Below are 14681 nucleotides of genomic sequence, written 5' to 3' on the forward strand. Positions count from 1 at the left end.
AAGCCTAACCCGAAGCCATAAAAGGCTCCCAGGTGGGGAGATCCACTTTCTTGATTTCTCAAGCTTCTATGATGATACCATAGGGCTTGACAAGCTCCGGGCAGGGATCAGCCTATCCTATGCACCTTCGCTTCTGCAACTATTTTCCGTTACTTCCAGTCTTTGGTGCGGTCACTGGGTTGGGAAGTATTACTGGAAGTATTATTTTTATCAGACGGATCAGAATCCATACCAGTATGATCGGTGGACGACTTCTTCCCCCTGCCCCAGCGGAAGAGAGATGAGTGGAACTGGCGCTGAACCCGGGAGGAGACATGCTTCTTCTTGTCTTTCTTCCCTTTGCCGTTCTGAGGCCGTACCACCCTGATTTCCTGGGTGATCATATCGGCAAGTTTTCCTACCGAACTGGTCTGACCATAGTGGCCGCGTCCATGCAGATACTGCTCCTCCTCCCCATGCAGATAACCGCGATAATCACCTTGCCAGCCATGTGGAGTTATACCGGAAGCGCCGTAGCTCTCAGGAAGAACAGGCTCAGCACCGCCAAAGGGGCGGGGAGTGCGGGCAACCTTAATACGGACGGTATTGGTCGGATCATTGATGGCAAGAGGAGCAGTCGGGTCCGGCGTGGTAGCACCGGAAGTACGGCTCGCCAACCGACTGGGGAGCCATTCAGCAATTCTGGACACGATGAAGCACATGATGAAGTAGAGAACAGCGGCAACAGTCAGGGCCTGGAGAATATTAAAGTACATGGACCCCAGACGTCTGGACTGCTGGAGGAGATCAGTATAGAGGATAATGGACCCCAGTGCTGTGTCCTTCAGAACAACTACTAGCTGAGTGATTGCAGCTGGCAGCATAGCATAGAGAGCCTGGGGGACCTCAATCAGCATCAGAGACCTGGTCCTGGTCAAGCCCAAGGCTAGGGCAGCTTCCCTCTGCCCGTCGGGCAGACTGCCAACACCAGAGCGGACCAACTCAGCTACCACAGAACCGTTGTAGAGGATCAAAGAGATCGTCACTGCCCAGTAGCTGGAAGAAGGAAGATTAACTGACGAGAACCAGCGCCACATGAAGATCATCATAAGCAGAACCGGTACAGCCCGGCAGAACTCGACAATAATACCGGAGATAAAGCGAATCACCCTATTGGGCAGCAGACGGCCAATACCAAAAATCAGCCCGTAGAGCATGGACCCAATAATGGCCACGACGGAGGCAGCCAGGGTTTGAACTAAACCAGGCAGATAAAAATCTGTCCAGGCTTCAGAATTGAGAGCCGGCCGCCACAGGTCCCAGCTGAGCTGATTCTCTCCCTGAGGAGGATTGTGGAGTCTGAACAGGACGGCCAGAACAAGCCCAGCAATCAAAATAGAACCGATAATATTCGCAATACGGATTTTCTTCAATGCCTTAGGACCAGGTGCATCGAAGAGGAGCCTGGTAGTTGAATCCTCAGAATTTTTCTTGTTATTCATCGACGCACCGCCAATCTGTTGGACAGGTAAGTAGTAAGGAGACCAATAGGAATAATCAAAATGATGTAACCAATGGCAAAGACGAGGAAGATTTGAACAATTCGGCTGGGATGATACTCCAGCATCTCACTCATCAGGGAGGAGGTTTCTGTAGCCACAGAAGCTGCAGCAGCCACCGTTGAATTCTTCAGGAGGGCAATGAGAGTATTCCCCAAAGGAGCCACCGATCCTCTCAGAGCCTGGGGCATAATGATAGACCGAGTGGACTGCATAAAAGTCAAGCCCAGTGCCCGAGCGGCTTCTGCCTGCCCTACAGGAATAGTGTTAATGCCGCTTCGCAGGGATTCCGATACGAAAGCTGCCGTGTAGAGACTAAGACCTGTAATAGCCAGCCAGAAAAAATTAATGGTGAAATTATCGGAGAATTTCAGCTTTAACTGTCCAAAAACGCCCAGAACCATAAAAACCATGATGATGGTCAGGGGCATATTCTTGAAGAATTCGGTATAAGCCCGGGAAAATCCTCGCAGAGATGAAACCGGACTAATCCTCATCATGACCAGGATAGTCCCCAGGATCATGGAGATGAGGGCCGACCAGAGGGTAATCTGAATATTCACCCAGAAGGCTGCGGGGATATTGTACTCGCGAAAAAGTTCAGCGAAACCTGTAAAAAAGTTACCCATTTTTACTTCTCCCCCTCTGTTGGTTTGGGTGGATTGTATTTCGTATCGGGAGAAAACCCAGTGCCAGATGTGTTATTCCATATTGCCCGCTTCCAGGCTCCAGTTTTGATCATATCCTTGATGGCTGCATTAATTTTTTTAGCAAAAGCCTTGGTTTTTTTGTTCTTTTGAATACCAACTCCGTAATATTCCTGAGTAAAGGGATGACCCACCAGCTTCAGCTTGCCCCGTGAATTAGAGGCCAGACCAGCCAGAATAATGTCATCCGTGGTCACGGCATCGACGATGCCGGAAAAAAGAGCTGTGGCACACTCAGCATAGCTGGGCTGTTCCATCAGCTGAACCTTGTTGGAGTATTTCTGTTTGACCACCGTCGCGGAAGTAGAGCCGGTAACTGAGCACAGACGTTTCCCATTCAGATCATCCGGTCCTTTTATGCTGGTATTGCTTTTGCGGATAAGAAGATCCTGCCCGGCTACCAGATAGGGACCGGCGAAAGAAACAGTTTTCTTGCGGTCATCGGTAATGGAATACGAGGCAAGAATCATATCCACATCCCCGTTCTGCAACATGGTTTCCCTTTGCTTGGAAGGGGCCTCAGTCCATTCAATCTCATAATCCTTGTAGCCCAGCTTATGGGCGATGTAGCGGGCTACATCAACGTCAAAACCTGAGTAGGTTCCATTCTTCTTGTAGCCTACCCCGGGCTGATCAAATTTAATACCGATGCGAATAACATGGCCGCTTTGAGTGCTTCCGCAGGCGCTGACCGAGGCCACGCTGGCAAGAACAGCAATAACAGCCAGAATCTTAATGAGGACAGATCTTACAGCAGGTCTAAAAGCAGACCGGATCTGACCAGTTTTCTCATACCTCATCTTCCCCTCCTTAATGCACCAAAATCTTGGAAAGGAAGTCTTTGGCCCGTTCAGTCTGAGGATGATCGAAGAATTCATCCGGGGTGCCGGATTCCAAAATCTTTCCGTCAGCCATAAAGATAATGCGGTCTGCTGCCTTGCGGGCAAAACCCATCTCATGAGTTACACAAATCATGGTCATGCCTTCCTTAGCCAGGCTGACCATAACATCCAGTACCTCGTTGACCATTTCCGGATCCAGGGCAGATGTCGGCTCATCAAAAAGCATGACCTTAGGATGCATAGCAAGAGCCCGGGCAATGGCAACACGCTGTTGCTGGCCGCCCGACAGCTGGGAAGGCATTTTGGAGGCCTGGGAATCGACTCCAACCCGGGCAAGGAGTTCCATAGCCTCATCCTGAGCGTCCGTTTTCTTCATATGTCTGACCTTGATAGGAGCCAGAGTCACGTTATCCAGAATTGTCTTATTGGCAAAAAGGTTGAACTGCTGAAAGACCATACCCACTTCGGCCCTGAGATTGGCCAGTGCCTTGCCTTCTGCCGGAAGTGGTTGGCCATCAATCAAGATTTGACCGGAGTCAATGGTTTCCAGGCGGTTGATAGTTCGGCACATGGTAGATTTTCCAGATCCTGAAGGACCCAGCACCACCAATACCTCCCCTTTCGATACCTCCAGGTTGATGTCCTTCAATACATGCAGGGATCCATAGTGCTTTTCTACATGTTTTAGTTCCACCAGAGTCGGAGTTTTTCTCTCTTCTGTCTGCTCATCCGGCACTGTGGTCTGCTCTGTCTCTGTCATAGTAATCATCCACCTCCTGGACTAATTTTTATACAAAAATATTTATACTTCTTATTCGAACTTATACCTGTTGTTTTCTCAAGCTATTGTAACTCTGCCATAGAAAAACAGGCAGGGGGTTCTTCTTGTGTCATCTCATGTATAAACGATTATCATAGCAGACTACCCGAGACCTTAATCAGACAGGCTGATTAACAAACTGCTCTATCCGTTCTGCCGCCTGAGAAAGCTGTTCCATCCCGGCTGCATAGGAAAAGCGCACATACCCCCTGCCATCAGAGCCAAAACAAGAACCCGGGACAGAGCCGACCAGGCCTTTCCGGGCCAAATCCAGAGCAAAAGTCTGATCATCAGTCCCGTAAGAAAGAGGAATCCGGGCAAAAAGATAGAAAGCACCAGAAGGGTTAACTACCTGAAAACCGCAGGATTCCAGACTTTTACGGAAGTAGTCCCTCCGCTCTCGAAAACGGGAACAGAAGGCTGGAGGATCCTCCCTTCCCTGGTTTAAGGCTTCCACTGCTGCTGCTTGAGCTACATTGCTAGCAGAGGTCACCAGTAAACTGTGAATTTTTCCAATCCTTTCCATAACCTTGCCAGGACCGGCAACAAAACCAATCCTCCAACCGGTCATGGCATAAGACTTAGACAGACTAGTGACCACAATGGTAGCGCTGGGGGCACAGGATGCAAGAGAGCAGTATTCCTGATTATAGGTAAGATCTGAATATACCTCATCGCTGATAACCAGAAGACCATAATGGGTCACGACCCGTGCCAGATCCTCCACCTCCTGTTTGCTGTAAGCAACTCCTGTGGGATTGGTGGGATTATTGAAGAAGACAGCCCGAAGAGGTTTCCCCTGGCGGTGACAGGCAAGAACCTCTGCTTCCAGGGCCTGGGCAGTAAGTTTGAAATCGTGCGGTCTGGTAGAAACTTCACGAACGTCTGCACCAGCCAGATGAGCAATAGATCCATACAAGGGATAAGCCGGAGTGGGAATAAGCACCCTGACCCCCGGCCCCAGGAGGGCTAAAGCTGCGGCAGTCAGAGCCTCGGTGGCTCCTGTTGTGGCAATAATTTCCTGGTTAGGATTATAGACTAATCCTCTTGTTCTCTCCAGGTAACCGGCTACTGCCTGTCTGAAGGTAAGAGTGCCAAAGGCAGGTGAATAGTGACTCTCATTCTGTGAGATCGACTGGATTCCTGCCTCTTTTACATGCTGGGGAGTGTTAAAATCAGGCTCCCCCAAAGTCAGCAAAATAATCCCGGGAATGTCTTTAATTTTGTTGGTAAAAGAACGAATCAGAGCGGGTGCTGCACCGGATAGGGCAGGATTATACAAATCTTCCAGACGAGGATCCAGGCTAGTCATTCATTTCCTCCAGATCAGAGAACATTTTCCAGACCGATTACCAGTTGATTCAGATCCATGACTGCATTCAAAGCAACCTTGACTCCTCCCATGAAGGATGACCTGTCGAAAGAATCCTGCCTGATAGTCAAAGCCTCCCCCGGGCCACCAAATAAGACCTCTTCATGGGCCAGATAGCCAGGCAAACGAATAGAATGCACGTGAATCCCTTCAAAGTTGCCTCCCCGGGCCCCAGGCAAGGTCTCAGTCTGACCGCTGTACAGGCTGCGCTTCTCAGGATCAGAAGCCTGAGCTAAGAGACCTGCTGTTGCCAAAGCTGTCCCTGAAGGGGCATCCTTTTTGTCTCCATGATGCATCTCAATTACTTCTGCATCAGGAAAATAGGCGGCTGCTTGTCTGGCAAACTTCATAAGAAGAACGGCTGATAAACCAAAATTAGGAGCGATAATACCTCCCAAGCCTGCGGCAGCAGCCTGCTGGGCCAGAATTCTCTCCTGCTGATCTGTCAGACCGCTTGTTCCTACCAGGGGCCTCATTCCATGGTCAAGAGCATAGGAGACATTGGAATATACAGCCGAAGGGGTAGTAAAATCCAGCCAAATATCAGCAGCATGATCAGGGATTTCAGACAGGTCATGGTAAACCCGGAACCCATCCGGGAGCACATCGGAAGAAAAACCGGGATCAGTCTCATCCCGGTCCGATTCGCGGGGGGTGAGGCCTACATCAAGTGTAAAACCAGGTAAAGAATCAATCAATTTTGTGCAGGATTGACCCATTTTTCCTTTATACCCGGCAAGCAATATGGAATATGTCATCATGTCCTTCCGTCGATGAGTATCTCGTATATTTATATTGTCTCTACTGTCCCTACCGTTGTCCCTGCCTGTCTCCTACAGCAGGTCTTATTGCGGCCAATCAGAGCCTGCCAGGCTCAGCTGGGAACGTCCTGCAAGGCCCAAAGCATGAGCCAGATTGTCTTCTTCCTGATCGGTTAAGGACAGAATAGGCAAACGGCAGCCGCCCGCCTGGTAGCCCTGAGCATTGAGCACGGCCTTAACCGGAGACGGCGAAGGGTACCTGAACAGGGCAGCCATTCTGGGGATTAGCCAGCGCTGAAGTTTTCCTGCCGCCTGCCAGTCGCCCCGGTATAAATTATCATACATATCTCGCATCTGAGAAGCATAAATATGTGAAGCAACAGATACAACTCCTGCTGCCCCCAGGAGTCTGGCGGTCAGAGCCTGAGAATCTTCACCGGTAAAAACGGCAAAGTCCGGATCGGTTCCTTCAATAATTGTTTGAAGGTCTTCTAGACTTGAGCACTGCTTAATACCCACAATTCCCGGGTGATGGGACAGACTTATCACCGTCTGTGGCTCCATCAGAACCCCGGTCCTGCCGGGAATATTGTATATGAGCAAAGGCAGATGGCAATGGTCGGCCAGGTAAGTGAAATGGGCAATCATTCCTCTTTGATTAGGCTTATTGTAGGGAGGAACAACAACCAGGGCAGCATCAATCCCGGGGATTTCAGCGACTTCATTAGTCAGCCTCACTGTTTCTTCCGGATTGTTGCTGCCTGTTCCTGCAATAAGGGGAACCCGGCCGCCAATAATCGAACTGAAATTCCGGTATAATTCCACTGTTTCATCATGAGTCAGTTCAGGATTTTCTCCTGTTGTCCCCCCTATAACAAAACCGTTCGATCCCTGCTCTATCACATGATTGCTTAATTTTTCCAGGGCAGAATAATTAATCTTCTGGTCCTGACCAAAAGGAGTTATTAGGGCCGTATATAGATCTGCTTGCTTAATACGCATCATACCTCATGCATCCTCTCAGAAATAAAAGAACAGACGGCTTCGACTCCCTTCCCTATGGCACTCTCTTTAGGATTGAAAGTTGCCGTATGCAGACATGACTCATCATCAACCCCCAGCCAGAACATTGTCCCAGGGAAACGGGCAAGAAGGTAACCAAAATCTTCTCCTGTCATGGCTGGTTCCACCGTGGAGTAATCCACACCAGGCAAGGCTTTCATAATATGGATCAGATTTTTGGTCAGGTGGGGATCGTTGACAACCGGCAGGTAGCCACCTTGATGAAGCCGGCAGGAAACAGTTACTGAATAAGCTTCTTCCAGCCCCCGGCACAGGGCCAGGAGCTGATCATCGATCCTCTGAATGGTGTTTTGGCTCAGCCCTCGTATGGTCCCCTCAATGTGGGCATGGCCGGCAATAATATTTCTTGCCCTGCCTGCCTGAATCTTCCCCAAAGTAAGAACCCCACCCTGAACTGGGTCAATTCCACGAGAAATTATGGTCTGAGCCTGCATAATAAGGGCTGCTGCGGCCATAAGAGCGTCTTTAGAATCCTGGGGGAAGGCAGCATGCCCACCCACACCCTCTATGTCTATGGTTACTTCGGTAGTTCCTGCAAAGAGGGTTCCCATCCTGCAACCGATCTGTCCAGCTGGCAGATCGGGAGTGTCATGGAGGGCATAAAACTCATCTGGCTTCCACTCTCCGGTAAAAATTCCTGATTCATACGCTCTTTTAGCTCCGCTCTCAGCCTCTTCCGCGGGCTGAAAAAAGAAAATGAGATTATCCTCGGGCTGGTGCACAGAAAAATAGCTGAGCACCCCCAAAGCCACAGCCATGTGTATGTCATGCCCGCAGGCGTGCATATACCCAGGATTTGTCGAGCTAAAAGGCAGATCTGTTTTTTCCTCAATCGGCAAAGCATCCATATCAGCTCGGTAAGCGATCGTTCTGCGAGGCCGAAATCCTGACACCAAAACGAGAACAGCTGTGGACAAATTTTCAGGAACTCGTACCTGCAAAAATTCCTGATTCATACCAGAAATAACTTTCAGCACGTACGCCTGGGTCTTCACTTCTTTCAAGGCTGGTTCCGGAATCTGATGAAGATTCCGGCGAATAGAAATGAGGTTTGCCTCGGTTAAAACGGGTGACATCTTTTCCATCATTTCTCAGATCCTTCGCAAATCTTCTTCAATAGCCGTTTTGGATTCAGTGTGAGCATCAACTGATTTGATAACCCTGGCCGGAACTCCTGCAACCACGGTATAGGGCTCCACATCCTGGGTAACCACCGCTCCTGCTGCCACCACAGCATGATCCCCCACCTGAACACCTTCCAAAACAACGGCATTGGCCCCAATAAGCACCTGGTCCCCAATTCTTACCGGTTGAGCTGAGGCTGGCTCGATAACCCCGGCCAGAACCGCCCCAGCCCCAATGTGACAATTCTTGCCTACAGCTGCCCTGCCACCCAGAACAGCCCCCATATCAATCAGGGATCCTTCCCCCACATAAGCCCCAATATTGAGGATGGCACCCATCATGATGACAGCTCCGTCTTTTATGGTTACCCGATCTCTGATAAGGGCTCCCGGCTCTATTCGGGCATGTACCCTGGTCAGATCCAGGAGAGGGAGGGCAGAATTTCTCGCACCAGCCTCTACCCTCACCTGCTCAAATCTGCCTTCATACTTTTGGATGAAAGGCTGCAGAAGAGCCCAGTCGCCAAAAACAATAGCCAGCCTACCTTCTGCAAAAACCTGGGTCTGATCGGGATAAACCAGGCCAGCCATTTCTTCCGAACTGACTCCCCTTATGTAGACGGTAACCGGGGTTTTCTTATCGGACTGAGCTATATAAGAGATAATCTCCCTGGCAGAAAGACTGTTTTCCTGCCCTCCTGTTCCTGCTTCACCTGTGGTCATATATCCTCCTTATATATTATGTATATTTATGCTCGTTAGAGTTTATGCTGTATACTGTCGTTTCTTGCTCTTGTGGCTGTGCTTGTCGTTGAGCTTGTCACTGTGCTTGTCGCTTTTCCTGTCCTTATGCCCGCTCATCGGTGTGGACCAGAATCATAGGCCATATCCAGACGGATTAAATCTTCATAGCTTTCCCGACGAATGACTAGCTGGGGGTGGCCATCTTCAACAAATACAACTGCTGGACGGGGATTGCGGTTATAATTTGATGCCATAGAATATCCATATGCCCCTGTAGCCGGAATGGCCAAAATGTCTCCTGGTTGAGTTTGGGGCAGAGCCTGATCCCAGCAGAGTACATCTCCGGACTCACAGTATTTTCCAGCAATTCGCACAGTCTCAGCTGGCCGGCCTACGGGGTTTTTGGCAAGAAAAGCCTGGTAGCGGGCCCTGTACAAGGCAGGGCGGATGTTGTCCCCCATTCCTCCATCCACAAAAATATATGAATTATAACCAGGAATATCTTTTCTGGATCCCACCGTATACAAGGTACAGGCGGCTGACCCTACCAGCGACCTGCCGGGCTCAATCCACACTGTTGGCAAGGGGAAGGATAAGTCAGCTGCAGCCTGACGGATACTGCTGGACAAAGACTGAACAAAATCTTCCACATCATCCGGATCATCTTCCTGATTATAGGCAATGCCAAAGCCTCCCCCCAGATTCACAGACTGTGCGCAGTAACCAAAATCCCTTCTCCACCGGGCAGCAAGATTGATCATAATTCGAGCCAGGGCCTGAAAGGCATAAGGATCAAAAATTTGTGAACCAATATGGGCATGAATTCCTTCCATACAAAAACGAGAATCAGCAAGAACCTTCTGAAGAGCCCGGTCTGCCTGGCCGGAAGCCAAATCGAAGCCGAATTTGCTGTCAGTCTGACCGGTGCTGATGTAGTCATGGGTGTGGGCACTGACACCAGGAGTTATACGGAGCATAATATGAGCCGGCTCAACCTGATCACGATGAGCAGACCGAGGAGAAGGAAGCATATTTTGTAAAAGTTCTATCTCATGGAAATTATCAATAATGATAAGTCCCACTTTGCTCTTTAGGGCAAAAGTAAGCTCTTCCTGAGATTTATTGTTCCCATGAAAGCTGATCCTTTCAGGGGGAAAACCAGCAGCCAAGGCGGTTGCCAGTTCGCCTCCAGAAACCACATCAACATGCCCCCCCTCCTGGTCGATGAGATTATAAACAGCCTTGCAGGAAAAAGCCTTTGACGCATACGAGATGACAGATCTGATCTTGGCTTTCTCAAATGCCTGCCTGAAAGCCCGGTAATTACGACGGATTCGGCTGACATCATAAGCAATAACCGGGGTACCATAAGTGGCAGCCAGGTCAAGACAGTCGCACCCGCCTACCATAAAATGACCGGATGCGCTGATCTGATCTCTCTGTATCATCTCTGTCACTGTTGCCTCCCCTATCTAATGTTTCTACTTATGTTTCGCTTATATATAGCGCTTATGTTTTTTTATATGTCGGTATGTCGTTTATATTTATATTTTTCTGTATTGTGACAAGAGAACAAAAAACGGACTGCGTCTGCGCAGTCCGGAACTTACACAACGTGCACGAAGCAACGTTTTGAATTATGGAGTTTCGACAGCGCTCCGCGAATCTGATTTCGCGACAGTCTGAAACTTATTCAGCAGCAGACCAGCTCCCGGGCTTGTACCTGCCCGGGGCTTCGGCGGCTTCCCCTTTTACCATCAGTCATAGCCTGGCCGGCTCATGATGGCTACTGATGTCAGTCGCACCTCTTCGATTACTAAGTACTATACACATTACCGTATACTTTGTCAAAGGGTGCATGTTATTTTTTAGTGATTATTGCATACTTAACAGGCAGCGCAGAGATTTTTGGGAGGCAGAATTACATGATTACCTTAGAGAAAGTTCAAGGCAGTGGCAACAGTTTTTTTCTTCTGGACCAAGATCTGCTGCCTTCTGCCTTAAATGAGAATGAGTTGAGCAGACTCGCCCTTGCCCTCTGCCCCAGGAAGACCGGACTTACAGGGGGAGCCGATGGAATTTTAGCGGTGACCGCCAGTCCCACTCCTTCCATACACGTCATTAATGCTGATGGAAGTCAGGCATCCATGTGTGGGAATGGTCTGCGTACTGTAGCACGCTATTTACATGATCATTATGGATTTGGGCAAGAAGGTAAAAGAGATACGATAGATGGCTCTTTCCATGTATCTACTCTCAACGCTAACCTGCAGGTACGATCAGTAGGAAATTTTGCTCCTGGCCTGCCAGCCTATTCCGTGGAAATCTCACCCGTATCCTTTGACAGCCGCAGCCTCCCCTTCACTAATTTGGGTCGAAATCGCCTGATTAATTGCAGCGTCCCTGAGCTTTTACCAGACCTGCGTTTTACTGCCCTGTCTGTTCCTAACCCTCATGTGGTTTCTTTTATGACTCAAGATCAGGTCCAGTCTGATCTTCTTTCATCTCTGGGGAACCGGCTCAATTCTCCCAACCCGTATTTCCCCAATGGTGTGAACGTTAATTTTGCCCACATACTTGGCCGCAATACCCTCTATGTCCGTACTTTCGAGCGGGGAGTCGGACTGACGAACGCCTGCGGAACCGGGATGTCTGCAGCTAGTCTTTGTCTGGTCCTTACCCACCCTCAGATGGGAGAGGCGAACCAGGAAATCACTGTATACAATCCGGGAGGTATGGTAAAAACTCGTGTTCATTACCAGGAGGAGGAAGGAACCTATACGATTAACCTCATTGGCAATGCCACAGTGACCCATCTGATTGAACTCGACGAATCCTGCCTCTACCATCCTCCAGCCCAGGGGTCTGACCTCGAAAAAAAGAAAGCAAAAATCAAAGAAACCGCAGAGAATACAGCGTACCAAGATTTTGTGGCAAAACTCCCCTACCACTGACGGCTGGGCTGGTTCTCAGTCTTGATTCACAGTCCTGGCTCTCAGTCTTGGTTCTCAGCCCCTGTCAATTCCAGGATCATAGCCAAAACCCTCCTGGCAGACTGCTGCAACGTTGCCCTGGTCAGACTGTACTGATGCTCAGGATTGCTCAGAGCATCCATGATATCTTTCTTATCTGAAGGAATACCAGGCATTGTCAGATCATTACCAGCCTTCACACACCCAGCAGCAGAAGCCGCCGGCCATTGGTCACCCGAGGGTCCCATTCCTCCAGTTACCAGCCAATCAGTCATTACAAGACCATCAAAACCCCACTCATCACGCAGAATTTCGGTCACCAAGTCATACCTGTTGCAGGCGTGTTCACCGTTAATGAGATTGTAGGAGGTCATCACTGTTCGGGGATGTGACGTCTTCACGCAAATCTCGAATCCCTTCAGATAGATTTCCCGCAAAGCTCTCTCAGAAATGTTGTTATTCTGGAAGTAGCGGTTTGTCTCCTGATTATTGGCGGCAAAATGCTTGATCGTGGTGGCACATCCCTGATGCCGGCTAACACCCCGGGTGATGGCTGCTGCGATCCTACCGGCGAGGAGCGGATCTTCGGAATAATATTCAAAATCTCTGCCACACAGGGGAGATCGCTGAATATTCATAGCCGGAGCAAGCCAGAGATTCGCCCCGAAGAGCTCCATCTCATCACCAACCAGATCGCCGCACTGCTGAACCAGATCATCATCCCATGACTGGGCTAACTCAGTACCAATCGGGATAGCAGTGCAATACTGATAGTAAACCGTCCGAGCTCGGGCCGAATCAGTGGCTCGAGACTTCATAGCAGCCAGCTCCTCATCCGAATACATGGAGAGCATGTCTGCACCCATAGAAGTCTCCAAAGGCTGAGGTTTACCACCATCTAGGGTATACCTTTGAGAAAGACGCAGGCCGGCAGGACCATCAGCCATGGTCAAAACAGGAAGATCCTGACCTTCAATTTGATGAGTGGTCTCACCAGCAGCACCGGCCAGAGTGGTGGACGCGTCGCCTATGACCTCCATCAAATCATCAGAATCCTTGTATGCTCCCACACACAGGTAGGTCAGATCTTCATCAGACAAAGTCCCTACAAACTCATCCAGACTTCGCTGACCGGAAGCAACGTCCTTCCAGGAGAAAGGCTCTGTTCTGGTGATTTCTGCGGGTTGATCAGAATAAGAAACTGCGGTCGTAGGAATACTGCCAGCATCAATTTCCACTACGGTGGCTGTCGCAATTTCATGTGCTTCCTCCGGGTAGCTATAGGCCGGGCCAGAGGGAACAAAATCCGTAAATCCACTCTCTCCACCGACCGCATGAAGTTGCTGAGTAACGACATCGTCACTCAAGCGAACAATTCCAGCAATATGCGTGGATCGGGAGCTGTCTCCTACCCGTAGGGCATAGTCTCCAGCTTCCAACAGATAGGCACTAGACTTCTGGTCATAAGAGGCAAGAGAAGACAAATTAAAGGTAAGGCTGACTACCTGAGATTGGCCTCCCTGCAATTCCTGAGTCTTGACAAAGCCAGCCAAAGCCTGGTAAGGCTTCGGTAAAGAACGGTCTGGCTGCGGGGCAGAATAGTAGACTTCGACTACATCCTTGCCGGCGGCAGAACCCGTATTGGTAACGGTAGCATTAACAGTTATCGTTTCCCCATCGACTTCTACAGTTCCGGGGCTGACCTTGAAAGTAGTGTATCCTAAACCAAATCCGAAAGGATAAATAGGAGTGGTATTGGTACTGTCAAAATACCGGTAACCGACGAAAATGCCTTCCCGATAATTAGTGTTATTGGGGTCGCCAAAACCTTCTGTTGAAGGATAGTCTTCAATCGGAGCCCAGGTCATAGTCAGTTTTCCTGAAGGATAGGCCTTTCCAGTCAAGACATCGGCGCAGGCATCTCCGGTAGCTGATCCCAGCTGGCCGAGGAGGAGAACGGTTTTGATCTCTTCCAAACCTGTTAAATCAATCAATCCGCCCACATTGAGAACCAAAGCAAAATGCTGATAAGTCTTATTCAGTTCGACAATATCCCTCAGTTCTGTTTCGGTCAGTTTAATGTCTCCCGGGACTGGACGACGGTCCGACCCTTCCCCGGAGTTGCGGGCCAGAACGTACACAGCTGTGTCTGCATCGGTTCCCTTGTGGAGAGGAATTTGATAGTTGGGCTCCACCACCATCTTGCCCATTGTCGCCAGAATCGGATTTTGACCAGCTGCTTTAGCCTCTTGGCGCAGCTTTTGATAAAAGTCCTTTTTTGCAGCACTAATGACCTGATCGTAGGCATCGAGCCAATCTTTAGTGGTGACAGTAACCCCGGCTTTCTCCAAGCCCTCTTCTACGGTTACAAAATGTCGAACATTAACATCACCAGAACCAGTGCCACCCTTAATCGTCTGTCGGGCACCATTGCCGTAGAGGGCTACTGACTGCAGGTTTGTTAAGGGAAGTGTACCATCATTTCTCAGAAGAACCATGCATTCTGGTGCCAGACGGCGGACCAGATCTTCATGCTCCTGTTCGAAAGCTTGTTTATCCGGATCGTTGATACGAATAGTCATAGCAAACTCCTTTTTGTTTTACTGTGCATTTTTACATTTTTTTATTACGTCTTCACACTATTCTAACATTTTCACACTATTCTAATTTAAATTTATTGAATTTCTTCTTACCATTCTTGATAACTTGATAAAGAGG

Annotated in this window: 12 protein-coding genes and 1 riboswitch; of the genes, 1 reads left to right on the forward strand and 11 read right to left on the reverse strand. The window is 49.4% G+C overall.

Going from position 1 to position 14681, the window contains the following annotated elements; genetic code table 11:
* Window positions 1–149: 149 nt before the first annotated feature.
* The 10 genes from SCIP_RS04270 to lysA all read right to left on the reverse strand — a co-directional run bounded on the left by SCIP_RS04270 (window position 150) and on the right by lysA (window position 10439).
* Window positions 150–1481 carry an amino acid ABC transporter permease gene (locus tag SCIP_RS04270; protein ID WP_006293301.1) on the reverse strand — a complete coding sequence of 444 codons (1332 nt, stop codon included), beginning with the start codon at window positions 1479–1481 and terminating at the stop codon, window positions 150–152.
* The gene (locus SCIP_RS04275; RefSeq protein WP_006293302.1) at window positions 1478–2167 is read right to left on the reverse strand and encodes an amino acid ABC transporter permease; all 690 of its coding nucleotides are present in this window, start codon (window positions 2165–2167) and stop codon (window positions 1478–1480) included. Before SCIP_RS04275 ends, SCIP_RS04270 begins: the two co-directional genes overlap by 4 nt.
* A gap of 2 nt (window positions 2168–2169) precedes the next feature.
* On the reverse strand, window positions 2170–3045 hold the full coding sequence (locus tag SCIP_RS04280) for a glutamate ABC transporter substrate-binding protein (RefSeq protein WP_006293303.1): 876 nt from the start codon (window positions 3043–3045) through the stop codon (window positions 2170–2172).
* A gap of 10 nt (window positions 3046–3055) precedes the next feature.
* A complete protein-coding gene (locus SCIP_RS04285; RefSeq protein WP_407695024.1) occupies window positions 3056–3847 on the reverse strand; it encodes an amino acid ABC transporter ATP-binding protein in 792 nt (263 codons plus the stop codon).
* Window positions 3848–4025: 178 nt separating this feature from the next.
* Window positions 4026–5219, reverse strand: a complete 1194-nt coding sequence (locus SCIP_RS04290; RefSeq protein WP_081442819.1) for an aminotransferase class I/II-fold pyridoxal phosphate-dependent enzyme — start codon at window positions 5217–5219, stop codon at window positions 4026–4028.
* Between the two features lie 14 nt (window positions 5220–5233).
* Entirely contained in the window at window positions 5234–6040 is an 807-nt protein-coding gene (gene dapB, locus SCIP_RS04295) for a 4-hydroxy-tetrahydrodipicolinate reductase (protein WP_006293306.1), read from the reverse strand.
* An 84-nt stretch (window positions 6041–6124) separates the two neighbouring features.
* A complete protein-coding gene (gene dapA / locus SCIP_RS04300) occupies window positions 6125–7045 on the reverse strand; it encodes a 4-hydroxy-tetrahydrodipicolinate synthase (protein ID WP_006293307.1) in 921 nt (306 codons plus the stop codon).
* Window positions 7042–8211: an N-acetyldiaminopimelate deacetylase gene (locus SCIP_RS04305; RefSeq protein WP_219851375.1), complete on the reverse strand. Its 1170-nt coding sequence runs from the start codon at window positions 8209–8211 to the stop codon at window positions 7042–7044. Before SCIP_RS04305 ends, dapA begins: the two co-directional genes overlap by 4 nt.
* A gap of 3 nt (window positions 8212–8214) precedes the next feature.
* Window positions 8215–8970 (reverse strand): 2,3,4,5-tetrahydropyridine-2,6-dicarboxylate N-acetyltransferase, encoded by a 756-nt coding sequence (dapD, locus tag SCIP_RS04310; protein WP_006293309.1) that lies wholly within the window; start codon window positions 8968–8970, stop codon window positions 8215–8217.
* Window positions 8971–9104: 134 nt separating this feature from the next.
* Window positions 9105–10439, reverse strand: a complete 1335-nt coding sequence (lysA, locus tag SCIP_RS04315) for a diaminopimelate decarboxylase (protein ID WP_006293310.1) — start codon at window positions 10437–10439, stop codon at window positions 9105–9107.
* Window positions 10440–10634: 195 nt separating this feature from the next.
* A riboswitch (Lysine riboswitch) is annotated at window positions 10635–10809 on the reverse strand.
* Between the two features lie 107 nt (window positions 10810–10916).
* Between lysA and dapF the strand changes: the two genes are divergently transcribed.
* On the forward strand, window positions 10917–11945 hold the full coding sequence (dapF, locus tag SCIP_RS04320; RefSeq protein WP_006293311.1) for a diaminopimelate epimerase: 1029 nt from the start codon (window positions 10917–10919) through the stop codon (window positions 11943–11945).
* Between the two features lie 41 nt (window positions 11946–11986).
* Here dapF and SCIP_RS04325 read toward each other — a convergent pair whose 3' ends face one another.
* Window positions 11987–14545 (reverse strand): glycoside hydrolase family 3 protein, encoded by a 2559-nt coding sequence (locus SCIP_RS04325; RefSeq protein WP_006293312.1) that lies wholly within the window; start codon window positions 14543–14545, stop codon window positions 11987–11989.
* Window positions 14546–14681: the final 136 nt, after the last annotated feature.

Source organism: Scardovia inopinata JCM 12537, from assembly GCF_001042695.1.
GTDB lineage: Bacteria > Actinomycetota > Actinomycetes > Actinomycetales > Bifidobacteriaceae > Scardovia > Scardovia inopinata.

Coding starts and splice junctions, on each gene's coding strand:
- SCIP_RS04270 (WP_006293301.1), bottom strand. CDS start 1,481: ATGAATAACAAGAAAAATTCTGAGGATTCAACTACCAGGCTCCTCTTC.
- dapB (WP_006293306.1), bottom strand. CDS start 6,040: ATGATGACATATTCCATATTGCTTGCCGGGTATAAAGGAAAAATGGGT.
- SCIP_RS04325 (WP_006293312.1), bottom strand. CDS start 14,545: ATGACTATTCGTATCAACGATCCGGATAAACAAGCTTTCGAACAGGAG.
- lysA (WP_006293310.1), bottom strand. CDS start 10,439: ATGATACAGAGAGATCAGATCAGCGCATCCGGTCATTTTATGGTAGGC.
- dapA (WP_006293307.1), bottom strand. CDS start 7,045: ATGATGCGTATTAAGCAAGCAGATCTATATACGGCCCTAATAACTCCT.
- SCIP_RS04280 (WP_006293303.1), bottom strand. CDS start 3,045: ATGAGGTATGAGAAAACTGGTCAGATCCGGTCTGCTTTTAGACCTGCT.
- SCIP_RS04305 (WP_219851375.1), bottom strand. CDS start 8,211: ATGATGGAAAAGATGTCACCCGTTTTAACCGAGGCAAACCTCATTTCT.
- dapD (WP_006293309.1), bottom strand. CDS start 8,970: ATGACCACAGGTGAAGCAGGAACAGGAGGGCAGGAAAACAGTCTTTCT.
- dapF (WP_006293311.1), top strand. CDS start 10,917: ATGATTACCTTAGAGAAAGTTCAAGGCAGTGGCAACAGTTTTTTTCTT.
- SCIP_RS04275 (WP_006293302.1), bottom strand. CDS start 2,167: ATGGGTAACTTTTTTACAGGTTTCGCTGAACTTTTTCGCGAGTACAAT.
- SCIP_RS04290 (WP_081442819.1), bottom strand. CDS start 5,219: ATGACTAGCCTGGATCCTCGTCTGGAAGATTTGTATAATCCTGCCCTA.
- SCIP_RS04285 (WP_407695024.1), bottom strand. CDS start 3,847: ATGACAGAGACAGAGCAGACCACAGTGCCGGATGAGCAGACAGAAGAG.